Source organism: Methanosphaerula subterraneus, assembly GCF_052055875.1.
GTDB lineage: Archaea > Halobacteriota > Methanomicrobia > Methanomicrobiales > Methanospirillaceae > Methanosphaerula > Methanosphaerula subterraneus.
Genome location: NZ_CP170508.1, coordinates 232461 through 253507 on the forward strand (window position 1 = coordinate 232461; position 21047 = coordinate 253507).

The 21047-nt window shown below is 59.9% G+C and carries 24 protein-coding genes and 1 other RNA gene; 22 read left to right on the forward strand and 3 right to left on the reverse strand.

Annotation, left to right across the window (positions count from 1 at the left end; genetic code table 11):
- The first annotated feature begins 27 nt into the window (after positions 1–27).
- The 8 genes from ACFKSJ_RS01035 to tpiA all read left to right on the forward strand — a co-directional run bounded on the left by ACFKSJ_RS01035 (position 28) and on the right by tpiA (position 7439).
- A complete protein-coding gene (locus tag ACFKSJ_RS01035) occupies positions 28–411 on the forward strand; it encodes a hypothetical protein (protein ID WP_440950425.1) in 384 nt (127 codons plus the stop codon).
- A gap of 101 nt (positions 412–512) precedes the next feature.
- Positions 513–743: a HypC/HybG/HupF family hydrogenase formation chaperone gene (locus ACFKSJ_RS01040; protein WP_440950426.1), complete on the forward strand. Its 231-nt coding sequence runs from the start codon at positions 513–515 to the stop codon at positions 741–743.
- A gap of 175 nt (positions 744–918) precedes the next feature.
- Positions 919–1263, forward strand: coding sequence for a hydrogenase maturation nickel metallochaperone HypA/HybF (locus tag ACFKSJ_RS01045; protein WP_440950427.1), 345 nt, complete (start codon positions 919–921; stop codon positions 1261–1263).
- The gene (hypE, locus tag ACFKSJ_RS01050) at positions 1260–2255 is read left to right on the forward strand and encodes a hydrogenase expression/formation protein HypE (RefSeq protein WP_440950428.1); all 996 of its coding nucleotides are present in this window, start codon (positions 1260–1262) and stop codon (positions 2253–2255) included. The genes ACFKSJ_RS01045 and hypE overlap by 4 nt, the downstream gene beginning before the upstream one ends.
- Positions 2249–3517, forward strand: coding sequence for a dihydroorotase (gene pyrC, locus ACFKSJ_RS01055; RefSeq protein WP_440950429.1), 1269 nt, complete (start codon positions 2249–2251; stop codon positions 3515–3517). Before hypE ends, pyrC begins: the two co-directional genes overlap by 7 nt.
- A 197-nt stretch (positions 3518–3714) precedes the next feature.
- Positions 3715–4035, forward strand: a complete 321-nt coding sequence (locus ACFKSJ_RS01060; RefSeq protein WP_440950430.1) for a DUF167 family protein — start codon at positions 3715–3717, stop codon at positions 4033–4035.
- Between the two features lie 44 nt (positions 4036–4079).
- Complete coding sequence (locus ACFKSJ_RS01065; RefSeq protein WP_440950431.1) at positions 4080–6701, forward strand: DUF3656 domain-containing U32 family peptidase; 2622 nt, start codon at positions 4080–4082, stop codon at positions 6699–6701.
- 72 nt (positions 6702–6773) lie between these two features.
- A complete protein-coding gene (gene tpiA / locus ACFKSJ_RS01070; protein ID WP_440950432.1) occupies positions 6774–7439 on the forward strand; it encodes a triose-phosphate isomerase in 666 nt (221 codons plus the stop codon).
- Here tpiA and ACFKSJ_RS01075 read toward each other — a convergent pair.
- Positions 7436–7990 (reverse strand): CBS domain-containing protein, encoded by a 555-nt coding sequence (locus ACFKSJ_RS01075; protein WP_440950433.1) that lies wholly within the window; start codon positions 7988–7990, stop codon positions 7436–7438. The two genes, tpiA and ACFKSJ_RS01075, sit on opposite strands and share 4 nt — an antisense overlap.
- Positions 7991–8072: 82 nt before the next feature.
- Positions 8073–8409: RNase P RNA component (gene rnpB, locus ACFKSJ_RS01080), an RNA gene on the reverse strand.
- A gap of 149 nt (positions 8410–8558) precedes the next feature.
- Between rnpB and ACFKSJ_RS01085 the strand changes: the two genes are divergently transcribed.
- Genes ACFKSJ_RS01085 through ACFKSJ_RS01150 form a run of 14 tightly spaced genes read left to right on the forward strand, consistent with a single transcriptional unit; the run spans position 8559 to position 20037 of the window.
- A complete protein-coding gene (locus ACFKSJ_RS01085) occupies positions 8559–9200 on the forward strand; it encodes a precorrin-2 dehydrogenase/sirohydrochlorin ferrochelatase family protein (RefSeq protein WP_440950434.1) in 642 nt (213 codons plus the stop codon).
- Positions 9190–10467, forward strand: a complete 1278-nt coding sequence (gene hemA / locus ACFKSJ_RS01090; protein ID WP_440950435.1) for a glutamyl-tRNA reductase — start codon at positions 9190–9192, stop codon at positions 10465–10467. Before ACFKSJ_RS01085 ends, hemA begins: the two co-directional genes overlap by 11 nt.
- Positions 10464–11435, forward strand: a complete 972-nt coding sequence (gene hemB, locus ACFKSJ_RS01095) for a porphobilinogen synthase (protein WP_440950436.1) — start codon at positions 10464–10466, stop codon at positions 11433–11435. Before hemA ends, hemB begins: the two co-directional genes overlap by 4 nt.
- Positions 11419–12681, forward strand: a complete 1263-nt coding sequence (hemL, locus tag ACFKSJ_RS01100) for a glutamate-1-semialdehyde 2,1-aminomutase (protein ID WP_440950437.1) — start codon at positions 11419–11421, stop codon at positions 12679–12681. Before hemB ends, hemL begins: the two co-directional genes overlap by 17 nt.
- Complete coding sequence (gene hemC, locus ACFKSJ_RS01105; protein WP_440950438.1) at positions 12666–13550, forward strand: hydroxymethylbilane synthase; 885 nt, start codon at positions 12666–12668, stop codon at positions 13548–13550. The genes hemL and hemC overlap by 16 nt, the downstream gene beginning before the upstream one ends.
- A complete protein-coding gene (gene cobA / locus ACFKSJ_RS01110; protein WP_440950439.1) occupies positions 13547–14299 on the forward strand; it encodes a uroporphyrinogen-III C-methyltransferase in 753 nt (250 codons plus the stop codon). Before hemC ends, cobA begins: the two co-directional genes overlap by 4 nt.
- Before the next feature lie 57 nt (positions 14300–14356).
- On the forward strand, positions 14357–14881 hold the full coding sequence (locus ACFKSJ_RS01115) for a bifunctional cobalt-precorrin-7 (C(5))-methyltransferase/cobalt-precorrin-6B (C(15))-methyltransferase (protein WP_440950440.1): 525 nt from the start codon (positions 14357–14359) through the stop codon (positions 14879–14881).
- Positions 14881–15486, forward strand: a complete 606-nt coding sequence (locus tag ACFKSJ_RS01120; protein WP_440950441.1) for a cobalt-factor II C(20)-methyltransferase — start codon at positions 14881–14883, stop codon at positions 15484–15486. The genes ACFKSJ_RS01115 and ACFKSJ_RS01120 overlap by 1 nt, the downstream gene beginning before the upstream one ends.
- On the forward strand, positions 15486–16208 hold the full coding sequence (locus ACFKSJ_RS01125; RefSeq protein ID WP_440950442.1) for a cobalt-precorrin-4/precorrin-4 C(11)-methyltransferase: 723 nt from the start codon (positions 15486–15488) through the stop codon (positions 16206–16208). The genes ACFKSJ_RS01120 and ACFKSJ_RS01125 overlap by 1 nt, the downstream gene beginning before the upstream one ends.
- The gene (gene cbiG / locus ACFKSJ_RS01130) at positions 16205–17077 is read left to right on the forward strand and encodes a cobalt-precorrin 5A hydrolase (protein WP_440950443.1); all 873 of its coding nucleotides are present in this window, start codon (positions 16205–16207) and stop codon (positions 17075–17077) included. Before ACFKSJ_RS01125 ends, cbiG begins: the two co-directional genes overlap by 4 nt.
- Complete coding sequence (gene cobJ / locus ACFKSJ_RS01135) at positions 17046–17843, forward strand: precorrin-3B C(17)-methyltransferase (protein WP_440950444.1); 798 nt, start codon at positions 17046–17048, stop codon at positions 17841–17843. The genes cbiG and cobJ overlap by 32 nt, the downstream gene beginning before the upstream one ends.
- Complete coding sequence (locus ACFKSJ_RS01140; protein WP_440950445.1) at positions 17791–18444, forward strand: precorrin-8X methylmutase; 654 nt, start codon at positions 17791–17793, stop codon at positions 18442–18444. Before cobJ ends, ACFKSJ_RS01140 begins: the two co-directional genes overlap by 53 nt.
- Positions 18437–19459, forward strand: coding sequence for a cobalt-precorrin-5B (C(1))-methyltransferase (locus ACFKSJ_RS01145; protein ID WP_440950446.1), 1023 nt, complete (start codon positions 18437–18439; stop codon positions 19457–19459). The genes ACFKSJ_RS01140 and ACFKSJ_RS01145 overlap by 8 nt, the downstream gene beginning before the upstream one ends.
- On the forward strand, positions 19456–20037 hold the full coding sequence (locus ACFKSJ_RS01150; RefSeq protein WP_440950447.1) for a cobalt-precorrin-7 (C(5))-methyltransferase: 582 nt from the start codon (positions 19456–19458) through the stop codon (positions 20035–20037). The genes ACFKSJ_RS01145 and ACFKSJ_RS01150 overlap by 4 nt, the downstream gene beginning before the upstream one ends.
- On the opposite strand, the gene pfkB is transcribed toward ACFKSJ_RS01150, so the two are convergent.
- Positions 20010–20990 (reverse strand): 1-phosphofructokinase, encoded by a 981-nt coding sequence (pfkB, locus tag ACFKSJ_RS01155; RefSeq protein ID WP_440950448.1) that lies wholly within the window; start codon positions 20988–20990, stop codon positions 20010–20012. The two genes, ACFKSJ_RS01150 and pfkB, sit on opposite strands and share 28 nt — an antisense overlap.
- Positions 20991–21047 lie beyond the last annotated feature (57 nt).

A 21047-nucleotide genomic window follows, 5' to 3' on the forward strand; every position in this document is an offset into this window, starting at 1 on the left:
TCTACTACACTGGTGAGGTGGTAACGCATGGTATGGTTAAAGTGCATCAGGCCAAAGAAGGATATCGGGGACGAGATCATCGAGGAGCCGATCTATGTCAACACCTGTGATATCTACACCTATCTGATTCGACATCAGGATGGGCGCTACTATCTGCTGTGTGGTAATATCGAACAGCCGGATTACCTGACTGTGGGAACTTTTAATACGCAGAAAGAGGCGGAACGGTGTGTGACGACCATCCTTGACTGTTCTGAGTGCGATCTGCTCGACCCGGCGACCATGGTCCTCGAACAGGATGCTCTGTTATCGGAGACCATTGTTGAAGAGAATGAAAACCTGTCGGCTGCGGTCTCTCCTGAGGCTCTCGCTGATACGTGTGCTGATGCAGTGACCGAACCGATCTTTTAATTTCAGTCTCATCCTTTTTCCTCATTTCCACTCTTCTGCAGAGTAGCATCACTGCGTTTATTGTCTATGATCGACTAATGTACCGATAGAGGTTAGTGGAGATGTGTGTTGCAGTACCTGCTGAGGTGATGGAGATCAAGGATGGGAACATCGGTGTCGTTGATTATGGTGAACTCCAGCAGGAAGTCAGACTCGATCTGGTCGATGTCAAGGTCGGGGAGTTCGTACTGGTTCACGTCGGTTTTGCCATCCAGCGGCTGAGCCGAGAAGAGGGGCTCGAGACGCTGGAGGTCTTCCGCCAGGTCTACGCAGCGATGGAAGAGAGCGATTGATCGCCCTGATCGGGGAACACTTCTGCCAGTTTTTGGGAACGCTTTAGTGGAGTACCGGCCAAATACTACTGCATAGGCCGGGGGTATGCTCCGGAGAACTATTTGCCCGGATCGTCAGGTCTGGTGCACCAGTCGGAAGTGAGATCCGAGAGTTCGGACAGAGAGGTCAGAGAAGATGCACGAATACAGCATTGCTTATGATATCTTTGCGACTGCGCGACGTGCAGCGCTTGAGAATAACGCAACCTCGGTGACTGCGATCCATGTCGATGTCGGAGAGATTGCCATGGTGAACCCGGAGCAGGTGATCTACCTGTTCGACCTTATCAAAGAGGATGACCCGCTCTTCTCTGGTACTGACCTGGTCTGCACGACGGTGAAACCGGTGATGACCTGTTCATGCGGAAACTATTCTGGCGAGGATAAGTTCGTCTGCCCGTCGTGTGGCGGGCTTCCGCAGATCGTCAAGGGAAAAGAGATCGTGGTCAGCAATATTGAGATCGAAGTGAACGAATCATGAAAGTACAGATGATGCATGGCGCCGGCGGAGAGGTGATGGGTGAGTTGCTGAAGGTGCTCTCCTGCGTCACCCACAATAATGCCGGAGGTATCGGTCTAGAGTCACTCGATGACGGTGCGGTCATCCCGATCGGGGGGACCAATATCGTCTTCACCACAGATTCGCATGTGGTCCATCCGATCTTCTTCCCAGGCGGGGACATCGGCAGGATCGCGGTATCCGGGACGATCAACGATCTGGCCATGATGGGCGGTCGTCCGATCGCTCTCTCCTGCGGGTTGATCCTCGAGGAAGGGTTCGATGTCGGGGACCTCGAGCGGATCATGCAGTCGATGAATACCGCGCTTGGCGAGGCCGGCGCCTCGCTGGTCACCGGCGACACCAAGGTCGTCGAGAAGGGGGCGCTCGACGGGATCGCCATCAACACGGCCGGCATCGGGGTCGCTGAAACAGTGGTCCGCGACAACGGGCTGATGCCCGGGGACCGGATCATCGTCAGCGGTACGCTCGGGGATCACGGGCTTGCGATCCTGACCCACCGTGAAGGTTTCGATCTTGGAGACCAGATCCATTCAGATGTGGCTCCAGTGTGGTCGCTGGTGAAGGAGGCGATGGCCGCCGGCACGATCCATGCGATGAAGGACCCGACAAGGGGCGGTTTTGCGGCTGCCATCAACGAGATGGCCAGGAAGGCCGGGGTCGGAGTCAGGCTCGAGGAGGCCGCGGTTCCGATCAGAGCCAGTGTGAGGAGTGCCGGCTTGCTGCTCGGCATCGATCCCCTCGAGGTCGCCAACGAAGGGAAGGTCGTGATGGGCGTTCCAGAAGAGGACGCAGAGGCTGTGCTCGCCGCGATCCGGCGGCATCCGCTAGGAAAGGATGCGGCGATCGTCGGCCGGGTCGTCGAAGGGGCGTCGGTGATCATGGAGACCTCGATCGGCGGCGAACGGTTCATCGAGCCGCCGATGGGCGACCCGGTTCCGCGGGTATGCTAGATCTCCTCTTATCTGACCTGACCCTCCCCGATGGACGGATCGTCGACCTGCAGGTCCAGGACGGGATCGTCGTCCATGCGGGGTCAGCAGCCCCGGCTCATCAGACGATCGACTGCAGGGGACTGTTCGTCCTTCCCGCGGCGATCGATATGCATGTCCATATGCGGGGTGGCGCCCAGTCTGTCAAGGAGGACTGGACCACCGGTTCACGGAGCGCGCTGGCCGGCGGGGTGACGGTGGTGGTCGACCAGCCGAACACCGTCCCGCCGATCATTGACCACGAACACCTCTCGGCCAGGGTAGCGGATGCCGCTGCCCATTCGTACTGTGGGTTCGGGGTGAACGGAGCCGTGACCGGGGACGCCAGGATCGCGGAGCTCTGGCAGGGCGGGGCGCTCGCGTTCGGCGAGGTCTTCATCGCCCCGTCCAGTTACGGGGAGGCCCTGACCTCTGAGGTGCAGCAGCGCACCTTTGCAGAGATCCATCAACTGGGGGGGCTCGTCACTGTTCATGCCGAGGAGGTCTCCGGCACTGCGCCGACCGGGCTGCGCCAGCACTGTATGCAGCGGTCTCCCACAGGAGAAGAACGTGCTGTACATGCCCTGCAGGGGTCGTGCGCACCCGGCCAGCGGGTCCACTGCTGCCACATGAGTACAGCAGGATCGGTGGATGCAGCCCATCGGGCAGGGATGACCGCCGAGGTGACCCCTCACCACCTCCTCCTCTCCATCGAACGGTTCGCCAACACCGACACGCATGGGCGCGTGAACCCCCCGCTTCGGTCAGAACACGATCAGAGAGAACTCTTTCTGGCCTGGGACCGGATCGACCTGATCGCCTCGGACCATGCGCCGCACACCAGGGATGAGAAGGCACAGGCCTTCGAAACAGCCCCTTCCGGGCTACCCGGCGTCGAGACGATGGTACCGCTGTTGATGGCCCATGTCCTCACCGGCGAGTTCACCCTCGCTTCAGTGGTACAGAAGACCGTGGCCGCGCCGGCCCGAGTCCTTGGCATACCGCCGGCCGGGTTCGCCGCCGGCGATCGCGCCGACTTTGCACTCTATCCCAGAGAGGCGGTCACTGTCGAGGCTGCCGACCTGCACAGCAGGTGTACCTGGACGCCGTACCAGGGGATGTCGGCGGTCTTCCCGGATCAGGTGATCATGCGGGGGACCGTCGTCTTTGACCATGGTGACTTCACCCGGATAGACCCCCACTGGTACAGAGGGAGAGGTTATATGGAGAGACCGCAGATATGATTCCGTGCCGATATAGCGCTTCCATAGGTCCCCGGGTGATCGATTGGCAAGCGCCTAGATGTGATCCATGGGACAACCCGGTTGCGCGACAGGCACCGCCCGGCATGAGGGATTTAGAACAGGGGAGGGACGGCGCAATGCCACCGATGACCCATGTTTGTTAATGTCGGGCGACAAACCTCCTTGGTGGCTCTTTTATGGCAGACCCTGCTGATGCATTAACCTCTACGAGAGAGGGAACCGTCCTGCTCCTCGATGTCAATCCAAAAGCGAAAGCTGACCGGTTTCCTGCAGGGTACAATGAATGGCGGCATGCCATCGGCTGTTCTATCACCGCACCGCCTGTCGAAGGGAAGGCCAACCGGGCGATCATCGCTTTGCTCAGCAGAACGCTGACCATCCCCCAGTCCGGGATCAGTATCCTCACCGGGACTACCTCCTCACAGAAGCGTGTGCTGATACAGGGAATCACCGCCGAACAGATTGCCGGGTTTCTCAGGGAACACTGTCCGCGATAACAATCCTCATCCCTCTCTGCATACCATTCAGTAGCAGTGTCCAGATGAATCAAAAACGGAGAAGCGAACTGCCAGAACTGCTCGCACCAGCAGGGTCTGAGGAAGCACTGATTGCAGCCATCAATGCAGGAGCCGATGCCGTGTACCTGGGTGGTTCACGGTTTGGGGCCCGACAGTTTGCCGCAAACTTTGACGAGGCAGCGCTGATCCGTTCGGTGGCCAGGGCCCACGCACGGAACGTCGCGGTCTATGTCACCGTCAACATCCTGACCCATGACCGGGAACTTGTCGACGTGGCCCGGTACCTGCTGATGCTGTACCGCGCAGGGGTTGACGCAGTGCTGGTGCAGGACTTTGGGGTGGCGGCCCTTGCCCGATGGCTGATCCCTGACCTGCCGCTTCATGCCTCGACTCAGATGACGATCTATACCATTGAAGGGGTGCGGTGGGCAGCGGCGCATGGGTTCTCACGGGTGGTGCTGGCCCGGGAACTTTCACTTGCAGAGGTGACAGCGATCACAACTGCAGCAGAGGAGGAGCATCTGGATATCGGTGTGGAGGTCTTTTTACATGGAGCGCTCTGTTACAGTTACTCCGGACAGTGCCTCCTCTCCTCGGTGATCGGGGGACGGTCAGGGAACCGGGGGAGCTGCGCACAACCCTGCAGAAAACCGTACACCCTGCTCCATGGAGAGACTGACCAGTATGGGAGGCCAGTTCAGATGCAGGAGGTCAGGGATGATGAGCAGTACCTCCTCTCGCCAAAGGATCTGGCCTGTTATCCGCACCTCGATCAGGTGATCCGTTCGCCGATCACTTCACTGAAGATCGAAGGACGGATGAAGTCTCCGGAATATGTTGCCACGGTTGTCGGCATCTACCGGGCCGCGCTCGATGCGATCAGGGCCGGGGACTGGAAGCCTGATGATGCGGCACTCGAACGACTGATGATGGCCTTCAACCGGGGGTTCACCGGCGGGTACCTGCTGGGTGCACGCCACCGGTCATTGATGGGGCGGGACCGCCCTGACAACCGCGGGCTGTTCGTTGGGACTGTATCAGGATCTGACGTTGAACGGGGGGAGGTCATTGTCGCTCTCAAGGGGGCGGCCACCCCCGAAGCAGGTGACGGGCTGGTGATCATCGCTCCTGATGGTGAGGAATCCGGTTTTGTACTGAAGGGGACCCCGTGGCATCATCCCGGGGAGCAGGCGATCTCACTGCCTGTGCAGCTCCAGGTTCCAGTGGGTTCAACCGTCTATCTGACCAGAAGTGCTGCACATACAAAGGTTACCCGACGACAGATCAGTGACAATGCGGCACATCCGCCTTCCGCGATCCCGCTCTCTCTCTCGTTCTCGTTTGATGGGCAGCGGCGGCCACACCTCTCCGGCACGGCCCTCCGTCGGGACGCTACTGCTGTGCAGGTCTCGGTCATGGGGGACGAGCCGTTTTTGGAGGCGCTGGAGCATCCACTCAGCAGTGACCGGATCAGGGAGCAGTTGATCAGAACTGGGGGAACTCCGTTCGTGATCACCGATATCGCGATCGACAACCCCGGTACACTCTTTGGTCGGAGCAGTGCGCTCAATAAACTCCGGCGCGACCTCCTCTCCGCGGCAACCGATGCACTCGTCCAATCATATCACCCGTCAGAGGAGGCTCTGGCGGCCGCGGAAGCACAGTGTACGCGGTTTATCGAGATGGAGAGCCGGCAAGGGACCGGGGTTTTGGAGTCCACCGTCCCGCAGTTGATCATCTTTGTTGATTCCCTGGAAGCGGTGGCAGCTGCGGCGTCGGCCGGGTGTCGACTGATCTGTTTCGAACCCAAGGCATCCGCCCCCTGCGGGTGTACTGGCACGGTCCCGTCGATGACTGATCTACTCGCCGGTGCTATCGATCTCCTTCGTCCAACCGGGGCGAAGCTGGTCTGGAAATGGCCGCAGATCACCCGGCCCGAGTTTCTTGCCATGGCCGGGGAGATCCTGGCCGACCCCCTTGCCGAAGACCTTGCGGGCGTGATGGTCGAGGGGATCGGAGCGGCAGCTGCCCTGCAGGAGATGGCCCCAGCCCTTCCGCTCTATGGTGGACAGGGGTTGAACATCTGGAACCAGTGCGCGGTCAGCGCGCTGGCAGGATTCCAACTGCTGACCCTCTCCGGGGAACTCTCACGCGAAGAGATCACAGAACTCGCCGGTGCCGTCGGTCGTCTGCCTTCCAACACTCCAATTCCACACCTTGCCCTGACCGTACAGGGAAGTGCCACAGCACTGGTGACCGAGGACTGTCCGGTTGGCACATCCTGCGGGTGTGCCCCGCTGCATGCCGGTTCATGGGCCATCCGCGATCAGAAGGGTGAGGTATTCCCTCTCCTTTTCGATGGCAGCTGCAGAACCCGTATCCAGAACGCCGTCGAGACCTGTCTGATCGATCACCTCATCTCGATCGCCGGCATCGGTGTCACCGATGTGATCATCGATGCGAGGGGCAGGACACCCCTCTATGCAGAAGAGATGACCGGGCTGTACCTGCAGGCGCTCGACCTGGTTGCGCAGGGTGGTCGCCGGAGTATAGAGGGACTTGCGCAGCTCAAGGAGCAGGTGAAGAACAGATCCCTCGGTGGCATCACGATCGGTCCGTTCCTGTGCGGACTAAAAGAAACCTGAGATCAGAGTTAAATATCTGCAGACAGAATTGTCCGGGTGAAGAAGGGATCGGGTTCCTTCTTGGAGAATCATATGTCACAGTTCATTCTGGTAAATCTCAAAGCCTACAAGGAAGGGATGGGCCCCCGTGCCCATCTGATCGCACGGGCTGCAGAAGAGGTCAGTGAAGAGAGCGGCATTCAGATCGGGGTCGCGCCCTCGTTCTTCGACCTCCATCCCCTGAGCAAACACTTTGAGATCCCGGTCTTTGCACAGCATCTGGACGGTGTTGCCCCTGGGGCATTCACCGGGCATGTGACCGCCGCCGCCGTCAAACAGACCGGTGCGGCGGGAACCCTGATCAACCACTCTGAACGGAGACTGACCCTTGCAGAGATCGAGGGCAGTGTGCGTGCTGCTACGGATGCAGGGCTGATCACGGTGATCTGTTCAAACAACGATCTGACCAGCGCAGCGGCTGCAGCCCTTTCACCGACCTATGTTGCGATTGAACCGCCTGAACTGATCGGCAGCGGGGTCTCGGTGGCCAAGGCCGACCCCGGGATCATACAGCGGTCGGTGGCGGCCGTGCATGCGGTGAATCCACAGGTGAAGGTGCTGACCGGTGCCGGCATCCAGTCAGGTGAGTGCGTGAAGATCGCCCGCGACCTCGGTACAGATGGTGTACTGCTCGCTTCAAGCGTGGTCAAGGCAGAAGACCCGGCTGTCGTGCTCAGAGACCTGGTCTCGCTCCTCTAGGTGATCAGCGAGATCAGGTCGTGCTTGGTGATCACACCCTGCACCTTTCCCTTTTCAAGGACCAGCACCGCATGGTGCTGCTGTAAAATATGGACGACAGTCTCCACATCGATATCAGGGGGGACTGTCGGAAAACTGGACTCCATAAAATCTCTGACCAGATAGTTCTGTGATTTATGGGCGCGCTGCTCTTCGATGGCAAACAGGATCGCTGACTCCGATATGCAGCCTACCGGTACCCCATCGAGGATCACCGGCAGCTGTGAGATGCCGTTCTTCTCCATGATGTCGACGGCGCTCGCGATCAGGTTCTCGGGATGGACACTCTGTACCGGCGTATGCATCACCTGGGCTGCGGTCACAATCGAGCGCTCGGCGATGTTCAGTACCCTGATGATCTTGTCCAGGGTCCCTACCCGTGGGTCGACGCTCCCTGCCTCGATCCTGGCGATCATCGACTGGCTGACCCCGGCCTTTCGTGCGAGTTCGGACTGGGTCAGATCAAGCATCTCACGCTTGGCCCTGATCTCGGACGGCGTAGGGATATGCATTATATTACTCATGGTGATGACGATTTATTAATTTTTTTAATTGGTTATGCAGAATAGGACATAATTGAGAAGTATACAAACGGAGTGGGAGGAGTAAGCCTCCTTCTGTTCATTGTGGCATTCAGCTATGCGTCATACCCGGGCAGAGACCGGACTCTCCACGCGCCCTGTTCTGACTTGCACCCGCAGGGATTCACCGTTTCATCGTATCCTTCCCGTCATCAGCTCAGCGGGTTATTGGATGCAGAGCATCCGTCTCGCCCAAAAGGCTCGGCCGTATCATCGCTCAGGGAAGGCCGTATCGTTTCTGTGCCATTGCCGTGACTCTCGCCACCCGTACTTGCATACGGCTGCGCATCCGGTCGGTGGGAGGACTTTCCTCAGCGGCAAACGCCACCGTCAGCCACACTCTCCCTCTCCATGTACAGAAATGACGGCTGGTTATTTACATCTTCCACATGGGGTCACGCGTATCAGCCCGAAAATCGGTCGGATTCGCCTTGAAAAATCAGGAACCGCCTGGACCATGTCAATATCTTAATCTCGCTGAAGAACAAGACCTTGATCAATGATACCTCTGATGCTTGACCTCTCCGGCCGTACTGTACGGATCTTTGGGGGAGGGGGGGTTGGAGCACGGAAGGCAGCCTTCTTTGCAGGTGAGGCAGCTGTGCAGGTCTTCAGCCGTTCGTTCTCTTCACGGTTCTCCACCCTGCCGGTGACAACCGAGATCCTTGATGTTGAACACCTCGATGATAAGGCACTTGGCGACCTGATCAGGGGGGCATTCCTGGTGGTCGCAGCCACATCATCCCATGACCAGAACGATCGGATCGGCAGGATCTGCAGGGAATTGGGTGTGCTCTTCAACAACGCCGACGGGGAGGGCGACCTCATGCTCCCTGCGGTGGTCAGGGGTGAGCAGTACCTGATCGCGGTCTCCACCAGAGGAAGCAGCCCTGCGGTAGCCCGTTTTGTTAGGGAGACGATCGAACGTGAGTTGCCCAGTCTTGACAGGATGGTTCTGCTCCAGCGTGAAATCCGTGCAGCACTCAGGCAGTTGTCCCTCTCTTCAGACGAGCGGCGACATATCCTGTCTGCTATCCTCCGCGATCCAGCGGTGAACTGTGCCCTGAACTCTGGTGTCGATGAGGCAGCTGCTGTGGTGCAGGCACGTTACCTGCAGGTGAGGTCTCCGGATGGCTGCTGATCCGCTCTTTGCCCACCTGGCGATCGGGGGGATGAACCATCACACAGCAGACGTTGATATGCTGGAGCAGTTCCGGTTTGGCAATGAGGAACAGTTCCTTGCAGAGATCCAGCTCCATTTCAAGGGTGCGATCCTCCTCCAGACCTGCAACCGGGTCGAGGTGCTGGTTCAGGGGACCGGCGCCGGACTCACCGAGTTTCTCCATGCCCAGGGAAGGACCGTCTTTGAGGTTCGCGAAGACCTGGATGCGATACGGCACCTGCTCGAGGTGGCCTGTGGAATCGACTCGATGATCGTTGGGGAAGACCAGATCCTCGGGCAGCTGAAGAAGGCGCTGGCCGCTGCGCAGATGGCCGGCGCCTGTAGCCCGCTCGTCGAGCAGTGCGTGAACAAGGCAGTGCATGTCGGGGTAGAGGTGAGGCGGAGGACCGAGATCAACCGGGGCGCCGTCTCGATAGGATCCGCCGCCGTAACGCTCGCTGAGGAACTGCTCGGCACCCTGACTGGCCGGCATATCCTGGTGGTTGGAAGCGGGGAGATCGGGATGCTGGTTACTCAGGCCCTGGCAGCCAAGGACCTGACTGCTATCTACGTGGCTAACAGAACCTATGACCGGGCAGTGCAGCTGGCATCGAAGATCGGTGGAAAGGCGGTGACGATGGATGAACTGCACCGGTACCTGGTCCTTTCGGATGTGGTGATCTCATGCACCTCCGCCCCGCATCCGATCATCAGATGCGAGGAGCTCAAAGAGGTGATGAAGGGACGGTGCTGGCCGCTGGAGGGGCACCCACGCCCGCTGATCCTGATCGATATCGCTCAGCCGCGCGATGTCGAGGAGGGCGCCGATCAGATCGACGGGGTCCACCTCTGCACCATCGACAACCTGCGCACTATCAGTCAGAGTAATCTCGATTACCGAAAGAGCGAAGCTTCACGAGCGCAGACCTATATCGAACAGGAACTGAACCAGTTCGTCCAGTTGATCAATCGGAAGGCGGCCGATGACCAGCTTTCGATGCTCCATTCATGGGCAGAACAGATCAGGGTCCGCGAGCGTGACCGTGCACTGGCCCGGCTCGGGTCAGAGGACCAGAGGGCGGTGGCCGTCGTCGACGACCTGACCAGAGTGCTGGTCAAGAAACTGCTGACTGATGCCACGTTCTCAATACGTGCCAGCGCAGAGTGTGGTGAGATGGAGGCTGCGGCTTCGCTCGTCCATGCAATCACTCAGGGGGAGAAGTTGTGTATCCAGAAAAAAGAATGAGACGGCTGCGGAGCAGGCATCTGCTCCCACTGCTGACAGAGCATCACCTGAATAAGAAAGACCTGATTGCGCCGATCTTTGTGGACCAGACGATTTCGGTTCCACGACCGATCGAGACGATGCCCGGGCAGCAGAGGTACCCGGTCTCTGCAATTGGAGAGGTTGCAACACGTCTGTATCGGAAAGGGATCCGGGCACTGATCCTCTTTGGGGTCCCTGCAGAGAAGGACCCCGAAGCCAGCGGCGCGTTTGATCATGATGGGGTCATCCAGCAGGCTGTCAGGGCTGTGAAACTGGCGGTGCCGGCGATGGTTGTCTGTACCGATGTCTGTGCCTGTGAATACACCTCAAACGGTGTCTGCGGGATCAGCGGACAGAACCGGTGTGGGGAGGAAGACCTGCTGAACGACCCCTCCCTTGCTCTGATGGCTGATATCGCCGTCAGCCATGCAGAGGCCGGGGCTGATATCGTGGCCCCGTCATGTATGCTCGATGGCATGGTGATCACGATCCGGCATGCGCTCGATCAGGCCGGCTACCAGGACGTGCTGATCTTTTCATACTCGACCAAGTTTGCCTCGGCGCTGTACGGTCCGTTCCGGGACGCCGCGGATTCAGGCTGTTCCTGCGGTGACCGGACCTCCTACCAGATCAACCCGGCCAACGGTCGGGAAGGCTACATGGAGTCAAGGCTCGATGCCGAAGAGGGGGCCGATCTGCTGATGGTGAAGCCGGCAGGGATGTACCTCGATGTGCTGGCGGCGATCACCGACTTCGGTCTGCCGGTTGGGGCCTATCAGGTCAGTGGTGAATACGCGATGATCATGGCAGCAGCAGAGAACGGCTGGATCGATAAGAAAGCCGTGGCCCTGGAGAGTCTGATCGCGATCAAACGGGCGGGTGCTGATCTGATCATCACCTACTTTGCAGAGGATGCAGCGGGGTGGCTCGATGAAGACTGCGAGTGAAGATCTCTTCAACAGGGCTCGAGGGGTGATGCCTGGCGGGGTATCGAGTCCAGTTCGGGCCATCGCCCCGTACCCGTTTTATACGGCCCGGGCGTCCGGTGCCGTGCTCACGACGATCGACGGAACCGACCTGATCGACTGCTGCCTGGCCTACGGGCCGCTCATCCTCGGTCATGCCTTTCCACCGGTGCAGCAGGCGATCGCTGACCAGCTGCAGGACGGCTGGCTGTACGGCACTCCCTCCCCCCACGAGGTCAGGCTCGCGGAGCAGGTCATCAGGGATCATCCCTCGATCGAGATGGTCAGGTTCGTCTCCAGCGGGTCAGAGGCCACGATGGCAGCGATACGCCTGGCACGTGGGTACACAGGAAAGTCAGATATCGTCAAGGTCGAGGGCGGGTTCCATGGCGCCCATGACGCGGTGCTGGTGAAGGCCGGTTCGGGTGCGACCACCCTCGGGGTGCCTGACTCGGCCGGCGTCCTCTCCGACCTGGTCAGGCACACCCTGCAGGTGCCGTACAATGATCTGGAAGCCCTTGAAGCCCTCCTCTCAACGCACGACGATGTCGCGGCCCTGATCATCGAGCCGGTGATGGGGAACATCGGTCCGATACTGCCCGAGAAGGACTATCTCCGCGAGGTCAGATCGATCACGGCTGCCCATGACGTACTGCTGATCTTCGACGAGGTGATCACCGGGTACCGGCTCGGGATCGGGGGGGCACAGGTCCGCTACGGTGTCACGCCCGACCTGACGACACTCGGCAAGATCATCGGCGGAGGACTGCCCATCGGGGCGTTCGGCGGCAGGTCTGATATCATGCAGATGGTCGCTCCTTCAGGCCCGGTGTACCAGGCCGGGACCTTCAATGGCAACCCGCTCTCGATGACGGCCGGTGCGGCCACGCTTGCGTGGCTCTCGGCCAACCAGGAGATCTATCGGCGCCTGGATGAGGAGACCAGGGCGATCGAAGAGGCGGTGATGGACTCGCCGGCCGGTTCCCAGGGCTCGTTTGTCAGGCAGGGCTCTATCTTCAAGTATTTCTTCAGGTCGTCCCCGCCGCGGAACTACATCGAGGCCAAGCAGAGCGATACCAACGCCTTTAAGAAATTCTGGGACAGGACCCTGCAATCCGGGATCTTCCTTCCACCTTCGCAGTTTGAGACCAACTTCCTCTCAACAGCACACACCGAGCAGCAGATAGAAGCGATCAGCGCAGCATACCGATCATGTCGATACGAGTAGGAACCAGGGGCAGCGCGCTGGCGCGGGTCCAGGCCGAGAAGGTCTGCTCCATGCTGGCCTCGCGAGGCATCGAGACTGAGATTGTGGTGATCACCACCCATGGTGATGCCGTCACCGGCGTCCCCCTCCATGAGATCGGGGGGCAGGGTGTCTTTGTACGGGCGCTCGACGACGCCATCGAGGCGCGGGAGATTGACTGTGCGGTCCACAGTTTAAAGGACGTCCCTGCCCTCCGGCCGCCGGGTGTGCTCACCTGTGCCGTGCTTGAACGAGACTCGCCGGCAGATTTTCTCGCGGTCGATACCGTGGAGAATCCACAGGTCATCGGCTCGTCCAGTACCAGGAGGCGTGCGCAGCTCCTCCGGCACGACCCGACCCTCGAGGTGAAACAGCTTCGCGGCAACGTTGACACCAGGATCAGAAAATTGGAGGCAGGCGAGTATGATGCGATCGTACTCGCTGAAGCAGGACTTCAACGGCTCGGCCTTTCGCTCAAAGGAAAGCGTCTGCCGGTCGAAGAGTTTGTCCCGTCCCCGAACCAGGGAACGGTGGCCGTGGTCTGCCGGGCCGACCCCTCGTTGATCGAGACCCTGGCCTGTGCACTCGATCATGAAGGGACAAGGCAGGATGTCGCCATCGAGCGGGCCGTGATGGAGGAGCTTGGTGGCGGCTGCTTTGTCCCTGAAGGGGTCTACTGCAGGGACGGTCACCTGATCGCCGAGGTGCTGGCACTGGACGGTTCGCGTTATCAGCGGATCGAGGCTGATGTCTCCGATGTCAGAGAGGCACGCGTGATCGGAAGAACGTTGAAAGAGCAGGCTGCTGACCTGATCAGAGAAGCGGTCAGAACACTGGGGTTGGAAGAATGAACGGTATGGTATTCATTGTGGGCTCAGGTCCGGGAAGTGAGGGGATGCTGACCCAGCATGCGCGGGAGGTGATCGACACGGCTGAGGTGGTCCTGTATGACCAGCTCCCTGGTGAGGAGATCCTATCCACGCTCCCTGCCGGCGCAGAACTGATCGATTGTGGCAAGTACGGGGGAAATCATACCCTGGAGCAGGACGAGATCGAGGCACTGATCGTCGACCGTGCCCGGGCCGGAAAGCGGGTAGTCAGGCTGAAAGGAGGCGATCCGTTCATGTTCGGGCGTGGTGGTGAGGAACTGGAGACGATCCGGCGGGCCGGGATCGAGGCCGAACTGATTCCCGGGATCACCAGCGCTATCGCGGTGCCGGCTTCGGTCGGGATCCCGTTGACGCACCGGCGGTTCGCCTCGCAGGTGACGATAATGACCGGCCACGAGGATCCGACCAAACCTGAGTCGGCACTTGACTGGTCGCTGCTCGCCCGTTCGCGCGGGACGATCGTGATCCTGATGGGGGTGAAGAACCTTGCAACGATCGCCGGCTTGCTGGTAGAGAACGGCCGGAATGGGACGACGCCGGTTGCGATCATCGAACGGGGATTCCGGGCTGATCAGCGGGTCACCGTGGGGACGCTCGCTGATATCGGGGAGAAGGCAGCCGCGGTGGGTGTGAAACCCCCGGCAGTGATCGTGATCGGTGAAGTTGTCTCACTCTATGATCCGGCCTATCCGCCGTTGATCCCCTTCTGATCTCCCTCTTTTGGACAAATATTCTTCTGTTAAGGTAACTTCAGTTTACTAAGAACTATGGTGCTGAAAGGCGGACCGACGCAGGACGAGATTATGGCGATCTCACTCTTTAAGCTCGGAGTGCGGAGCGGGGATACTGTCGCGGATATTGGCTGTGGCACTGGAAAGGTGGCGATCGCAATGGCAGCGGATGCAGGCTCGGTGATCGCCATGGACCGACGCGAGGAAGCTATCACTGTCGCAGAGCAGGCGGCTCTCAATGCAGGGGCTTCAAATATTGAATTTTACTGTGGAGAGGCGACGGATCTGCTCCGGGATATCCCCTCGCTGAACTGTGCGTTCATTGGAGGATCGCAGTCGCTCGAGACAATCCTTGAACTTCTTGCAGAACGAGTGGAGAGGACGATCGTGGTGAACGCGGTCCTTCTCGATACCGTGTATGAGGCGGTGCGGGTGATGAAAAAACTGAACATTTTTGAAGAGGTAGTGCAGGTGCAGGTGGCGCGGTCGTATCCGCTTGGGAAAAGTCTGATGTTCAGACCGATCGATCCGGTCTTTATCGTGACAGGGAGGGTGGCCTGATGCTGGTCGGTCTCGGCCTCGGCCCTGGAGACCCGGAACTGCTGACCCTCCGTGCGGTCAGGCTGCTGACCGAGGCTGATGCAGTCTATGTACCAGGTCAGATCGCGAAGGCGCTGGTCTCCCCATACAGGGAGGCTGAAATTCTCGACTTTCCGATGACAGAGGACCAGGAGCAGATCCGGCGTTCGATGGAACAGAACGCCGATCAGATTGCAGCCACCGCTCAGGATGGGCTCGTCGTACTTGGAATCCTTGGGGACCCGAACTTCTATTCGACCTTCTCCCGTCTCTGTGCGGTGATTCGGGAGCGGTACCCTGCGATCGTCTGTTCGACAGAACCGGGGGTCTCGTCGATCACGGCGTTCGCATCGGTGGCCGACCTCTCACTATCAGGCGGCTTCATCGTCTCTGATGGGGCGGTCCCCTCGTCTCAGATCCTGCTGAAGGTGAAGAAACCGCAGGCAACCCGTGATCAGTTGAAGCAGGAGGGTTTCTCCGAGTTTGTGCTGGTCGAGCGGATGTTCATGGACGAGATGAAGGTCTACCGGAACGAGGAACTGCAGCAGACCAGCGACTACTTCAGCATCATGTTTGCGAGGCGCTGATGACCCACGGGAAAGTGTTTATCGTCGGAGCCGGCCCCGGCGATCCCGGGCTGATCACGGTGAAAGGAATGGACCTCCTCCGGGAGGCCGAGGTACTGATCTATGCCGGTTCCCTGGTGAACCCTGCCCTGGTCAGTGCGAGCGGGGCTGCGGTGAAACTGGACAGCTGGGGGATGAGCCTCGCCGAGCTGGTCGAGGCGATGGTCTCGGGGGTCCGGGACGGCAAGAAGGTCGTGCGGCTGCACAGCGGGGATCCATCCCTGTATGGGGCCATCGTTGAACAGATCCGTGCGCTCGAAGAACAGGGAGTTTCGGTTGAGATCGTACCGGGTGTCTCCTCGATGTTCGGTGCCGCGGCTGCCCTCGGGACGCAGCTGACCCTCCGGGGGATATCGGATTCGCTGATCGTCACCAGGCCGGCAGGGGCCACTCTCGAAGAGGACCAGATCACTGCCCTCTCTGCACATGGGACGACCCTGGTCGTCTTTCTCGGCACTGAACACCTCGAGGAGGTGCTCGCCAAGCTCGACCGGCCGGAGAACACCCCGGTGGCGGTGGTCTATCATGCGACCTGGCCGGACCAGATCATTGTCCGTGGGACGATTCGGGATATTGCTGGGAAAGCCAGGGAGGCCGGGATCACAAAGACTGCGCTGATCCTGATCGGCGGGGTCGTGGACCCCGAGCAGACCGGGTACCAGCACTCGGTCCTGTACTCATGACCAGTACCGTGGTGATCGCGCTCCCCCGCTTCAACGGGGAGGCGGCGACGATCGCCCGGGTCCTCGACGCAGACCGCCGCGACTACACAAACGGCGTCTTTGCGGAGGTCTGGGGACGATACAGCCGGATCGTAGCGGTGATGTCCGCCGGGATCGTGGTCAGGCAGGTGGCTCCTCTCCTCAAGGATAAATGGCAGGATCCTGCGGTGGTCGTGGTCAGTCCGGATCTCAAGTATGCTGTTCCCCTGGTCGGTGGACATCACGGCGCCAACGACCTGGCAAAGCAACTCGGGGAGGCCGGTCTTCTGCCGGTACTGACGACCGCGACCGAGTCCCTTGGGCTTCCGTCGGTCGAGGGGATCGCCGCGGCCCGACAGTGTGATGTAGTGAATCGCCCGTCGACCCGGACCGTCAATGCAGCGATCCTTGAACGGGACGTCCCGGTCTATCGGATCGACGGACCGGCGATCGTGGTTGCGGGTCCGGCGGTCTCATTCCTGGTCGCTTCAGGTGAGTACGTGGTCGGGATCGGATGCCGGCGCGGGGTCACGGCTCAGGAGGTGCAGCAGGGTGTCGAAGATGCCCTGTCAGTGGCAGGGATAGCAATGGATGATGTCCGCTGTTATGCCACCACAGTCCAGAAGAGAGACGAGACTGGGCTGGTCGATGGTGTCTTTGCCATGGGCGGCGATCTGATCTTTCTGGACGACCAGACGATCAATGCAGAGTCCCCGCCGAGCAGTTCCGGGGCTGGCAGGATCGGGCTTGTCGGGGTCGCAGAACCTGCTGCGCTGGCATTATCAACGAAGAGAGAGATGATCTTGAAGAAGAAGGTGTATGGGAGAGTTACGATTGCCATCGCACGCTGAAGCCAAAGGCAGGCTATTTATCGTCGGGTCCGGACCTGGCGGGATCGAACAGATGACCGGAGAGGCGGTCTGGGCCATCGCTGCCTCTGACTGTGTCATTGGAAATCAAAGTTACCTGGATGCGCTGCAGCCGCTTCTGGCAGGCAAAGAAGTGATCAGGAGCTCGATGGGTCAGGAGGTCGAGCGGGCCAAGCGCTCGATCGCTCTTGCCCGGAATCGGACGGTCGCGATGATCAGCGGCGGTGACGCTGGAATCTATGGGATGGCCAGCATTGTGCTCGAGGTGCTCGACCACGCTGAAGTCAAGGTGCCGTTCGTGGTGATCCCGGGTGTGACTGCGGCAAATGCAGCTGCAGCGTTGCTTGGTTCTCCACTCTCCGGTGACTTTGTGACATTGAGTCTGTCAGACCTCCTGACTCCGCTGGAGGTGATAGAACGCCGGCTCTCGCTGGCCTTCCAGATGGGGGTGCCGGTCGCGCTGTACAATCCAAAGAGTCGGGGCCGTCCGCACAACTTTGCTCAGGCGATGGAGATTGCGGCCCGGTATCGTGCTGTTGAGACTCCGATCGGTATCGTGCAGAACGCCTACCGGGACGGGGAGCGGGTGCTGGTCACTACGCTCGGAGAAGTCGATACGATCGAGGACCAGGTGGATATGCACTCGATCGTTATCATTGGAGGAGAGGAGAGCAGGATCTTTTTGAGGGACGATCATGGCGAAGGAATCATCACCCCACGCGGGTACCACAGAAAATACGTATATTGACCTCGGTGCGGTTACGCCTGAGGCCTTTGCGATATCATCAAAGAGCAGAAAACTGGCCAGATCAGTGATCGGGAACGACTCCGATGAGGACCGGGTTCGACAGCGATGCTCGGTGGCCGTCGGTGACTTCGGGATGGCGGAACTCCTCCGGTTTCTGCATGACCCGATCCCGGCCGGGGTACAGGCACTGAAAGGGGGTGCCCCGATCATCACCGATATCAGGATGGTGCAGGTCGGTATCCAGAAGAAGGGGCACCAGAGCGAGGTGATCTGTGCCCTTGACCACGGCCTGACGACAGCCCAGGCGAAGGGGATCACCCGGACCTCCGCCGGCTTTCTCGCCCTTCGAGATAAACTCCCCGGTTCCATCGTGGCGATCGGGAACGCCCCTTCAGCGTTGTTGACACTCTGCGAACTGATCGAACAGGGGATCAGACCTGCGCTGGTGATCGGGGTACCGGTCGGATTTGTGAATGCGGCCGAGTCGAAGGCGCTGCTCAGAACGGTGGATATCCCTTCGATATCAACAGAGGGTACCCGCGGCGGTACGCCGATCGCGGTCGCAGCAATCAACGAGATCATCACGATCATCAATGAGTGAAGAGATCACCGACCCGGTCAGTGGGTTCACCTATCCTGCTGCATGGGTGACCCGGTGCGCCGATCCAGCCGGCCTCAGGGAAGTCTCTGCCGGGTTTGCGATCCTCACCTCTGCCGGCACGGTTCTGAAGCGTGGATTCACCACCGGGACCACGGCCGCTGCAGCGGCCATGGCCGCTATACTCTCCCTGGACGGGCCGGTGAATTCTGTGCAGGTCCAGCTCCCATGCGGTCTAACTGCCACGCTGCCGGTTACGACAATCGGAAAAGGTGTTGTTGTCTGCAGGAAATACTCCGGCGACTATCCATCCGATGTGACGTCCGGTCTTGTGATCCGTGCCGAGGCACTGCCTGCCGATCAGAACAGCCTCTCTGCCGGGGAAGGGATCGGCTGGTATACCAGGGGTGCCGCCCGCTGGAAGGTGGGTGCTCCTGCCATCAGCGCCACAGCAGAGGCCTCTATTCTGCAGGCGATCAGGGACGGCGTCGCAGCCCTGGGTGGGGGCCTGACCGGGGCCGTTGTGACCCTCTCGATCCCGGATGGTGGTGCCGTAGCAACCCGGACCCTGAACCCGCAGCTCGGGATCATCGGCGGGATCTCCCTGCTCGGGACCACCGGGCTTGTCGAGCCCTGGGACGATCACCTCACCTCCACCATCATGGACCGGGTCAGTGCAGCAGACCGGGTGGTGCTGACCACCGGCAGGATCGGCCTCCGGTATTCCCGGCTCCTCTTTCCTGACCACGAGGTGGTGCTGATCGGCGGCAAGATCAGGGAGGCGCTGGAGGTGGCGCATGGTGAAGTGGTCCTCTGCGGGCTTCCGGGGCTGATCCTGAAGTACATCGATCCTTCCATCCTGAATGGAACCGGCTGTGTTACTGTCGAGGAACTGCGAGCAACTGAAGAATTTGTTCCACGGATGGATGCCGCTCTCAAGCATTTCTCCGATCTCTATCCTGATGTCCGGGTGGTGCTGATAGAACGGGACGGGACCATAATCGGAGGAGAGCGATGAAGGTGGTCGGGGTCGGCTGCGGTCCGGGTATGCTGACCCGGGCAGCTGCTGACGCGATCAACCGGGCCGGCAGCATCTACGGTTCGCCACGAGCGATTGCACTGGCCGCAGAGAGTATCAGGAAAGACTGCCCTGTACATGAGATCGAGGACTACAAGGCATTACGGACGCTCTCTCCAGCAGCGGTGGTTCTCTCCACAGGCGACCCGATGCTGGCCGGCCTCGGCTATCTCGGCGGCGAGGTGATTCCCGGAATCTCCTCCCTCCAACTGGCTGCAGCCCGACTCGGTGTCCCGCTGACCCGGGTCGTGATTGTGAATGCGCATGGAAAGGATCATCTTCATGCCATCGACGAGGTGGTCAGTGTGGTGCAGCATGGCAGGATCGGATTTCTGATCGCAGACCCCGCCTTCTCCATCCCCGCTCTTGCGGAGGCACTGGATGCGGCGTCGATCACCTGCCGGCTGGTCGCCTGTGCTGATCTCGGGTATCCGGAGGAGGAGATCTGCAGTGGGGATACGAGCAATCCTCCCTCTGTCAGTTCAGGGCTCTATGTCCTCTTTGCAGGGTTGTTCTGACCCGGACATCTGTCCGGCAGAGGGATCTTCTTCACCTGAACCTGCGGTATCAGTGCCATGATATCCTCCTTTCTCCCTAATGCGGTGCCTGACCGCATCGTGGTTGCGGTCCCGGCAGCCACCGCAGAGACCAGGGCCTCCTGAAGATCCTTTCCTCCGGCGATGGCATAGACAAATCCTGCGACTGCCGAGTCCCCGGCTCCGATGGTGTTCTTCACCTCGACCTTGGGTGGAATTGCATGGAGGGCCAGATCCTTTGAGACCAGCAGAATCCCATCCGGGCCGAGCGAAGCGAGCACCACCTTCACCCCTGCTTCGAGCGGCTCCTGTGCTGCTGCGAAGATCTCTTCAAAGGAGTTCAGCGGTCGGTTGACCAGTTCTGAGAGTTCATGGAGATTCGGTTTGATCGCAAAGGGTTTCCCCTCGATCCCGGCCTTCAGGGCGGCTCCATCCGCATCGAAGAGGGCCCTGCCACCGCGTTCCTGTACGATCTCAATGATCGTCCTGTAGATCGAAGGTTTGAGGTTGGGAGGCAGGCTTCCTCCTATCGTCAGCAGCCCCGGGTTCCTGAGATTTCGGATCTTACGCAGCAGTGCCATCATTGCACTGGGTTCGACCTCCGGACCCCTGGAGTTGAGGAGCACCTGCTTATCGATCAGCTGTTCGTGGATCACCAGGTTGGACCGGGTCTCACCGGCGATCCTGATAAAGTCGCAGCCGATCCCAGCGGTGATCATGCCAGCCTCAAGCTGGTCCCCCCGAAATCCACCGATGAATCCAAAAGCCAGTGTCTCTGCACCAAGGGTGGTCAGAACCCTTGATACGTCGACTCCTTTGCCTCCCGGGTACCAGTGTTCCTCAATGATCCGGTTTGCGACATCGCAGCGGATCTGGTCAACCTCGATCGTCCGGTCAAGAGCCGGGTTCAGTGTCACCGTGTAGATCATTGCCATCTCCTCTTCTGCAATGATACGCTACAGGTGAAATAAGAGCCTTTCCGTCAATCTTCT

Excerpts from the sequence above, each read along its gene's own strand:
- ACFKSJ_RS01035 (WP_440950425.1), top strand. The coding sequence starts at position 28 with ATGGTATGGTTAAAGTGCATCAGGCCAAAGAAGGATATCGGGGACGAG.
- ACFKSJ_RS01040 (WP_440950426.1), top strand. The coding sequence starts at position 513 with ATGTGTGTTGCAGTACCTGCTGAGGTGATGGAGATCAAGGATGGGAAC.
- ACFKSJ_RS01045 (WP_440950427.1), top strand. The coding sequence starts at position 919 with ATGCACGAATACAGCATTGCTTATGATATCTTTGCGACTGCGCGACGT.
- hypE (WP_440950428.1), top strand. The coding sequence starts at position 1,260 with ATGAAAGTACAGATGATGCATGGCGCCGGCGGAGAGGTGATGGGTGAG.
- pyrC (WP_440950429.1), top strand. The coding sequence starts at position 2,249 with ATGCTAGATCTCCTCTTATCTGACCTGACCCTCCCCGATGGACGGATC.
- ACFKSJ_RS01060 (WP_440950430.1), top strand. The coding sequence starts at position 3,715 with ATGGCAGACCCTGCTGATGCATTAACCTCTACGAGAGAGGGAACCGTC.
- ACFKSJ_RS01065 (WP_440950431.1), top strand. The coding sequence starts at position 4,080 with ATGAATCAAAAACGGAGAAGCGAACTGCCAGAACTGCTCGCACCAGCA.
- tpiA (WP_440950432.1), top strand. The coding sequence starts at position 6,774 with ATGTCACAGTTCATTCTGGTAAATCTCAAAGCCTACAAGGAAGGGATG.
- ACFKSJ_RS01075 (WP_440950433.1), bottom strand. The coding sequence starts at position 7,990 with ATGCATATCCCTACGCCGTCCGAGATCAGGGCCAAGCGTGAGATGCTT.
- ACFKSJ_RS01085 (WP_440950434.1), top strand. The coding sequence starts at position 8,559 with ATGATACCTCTGATGCTTGACCTCTCCGGCCGTACTGTACGGATCTTT.
- hemA (WP_440950435.1), top strand. The coding sequence starts at position 9,190 with ATGGCTGCTGATCCGCTCTTTGCCCACCTGGCGATCGGGGGGATGAAC.
- hemB (WP_440950436.1), top strand. The coding sequence starts at position 10,464 with ATGAGACGGCTGCGGAGCAGGCATCTGCTCCCACTGCTGACAGAGCAT.
- hemL (WP_440950437.1), top strand. The coding sequence starts at position 11,419 with ATGAAGACTGCGAGTGAAGATCTCTTCAACAGGGCTCGAGGGGTGATG.
- hemC (WP_440950438.1), top strand. The coding sequence starts at position 12,666 with ATGTCGATACGAGTAGGAACCAGGGGCAGCGCGCTGGCGCGGGTCCAG.
- cobA (WP_440950439.1), top strand. The coding sequence starts at position 13,547 with ATGAACGGTATGGTATTCATTGTGGGCTCAGGTCCGGGAAGTGAGGGG.
- ACFKSJ_RS01115 (WP_440950440.1), top strand. The coding sequence starts at position 14,357 with ATGGTGCTGAAAGGCGGACCGACGCAGGACGAGATTATGGCGATCTCA.
- ACFKSJ_RS01120 (WP_440950441.1), top strand. The coding sequence starts at position 14,881 with ATGCTGGTCGGTCTCGGCCTCGGCCCTGGAGACCCGGAACTGCTGACC.
- ACFKSJ_RS01125 (WP_440950442.1), top strand. The coding sequence starts at position 15,486 with ATGACCCACGGGAAAGTGTTTATCGTCGGAGCCGGCCCCGGCGATCCC.
- cbiG (WP_440950443.1), top strand. The coding sequence starts at position 16,205 with ATGACCAGTACCGTGGTGATCGCGCTCCCCCGCTTCAACGGGGAGGCG.
- cobJ (WP_440950444.1), top strand. The coding sequence starts at position 17,046 with ATGGGAGAGTTACGATTGCCATCGCACGCTGAAGCCAAAGGCAGGCTA.
- ACFKSJ_RS01140 (WP_440950445.1), top strand. The coding sequence starts at position 17,791 with ATGGCGAAGGAATCATCACCCCACGCGGGTACCACAGAAAATACGTAT.
- ACFKSJ_RS01145 (WP_440950446.1), top strand. The coding sequence starts at position 18,437 with ATGAGTGAAGAGATCACCGACCCGGTCAGTGGGTTCACCTATCCTGCT.
- ACFKSJ_RS01150 (WP_440950447.1), top strand. The coding sequence starts at position 19,456 with ATGAAGGTGGTCGGGGTCGGCTGCGGTCCGGGTATGCTGACCCGGGCA.
- pfkB (WP_440950448.1), bottom strand. The coding sequence starts at position 20,990 with ATGGCAATGATCTACACGGTGACACTGAACCCGGCTCTTGACCGGACG.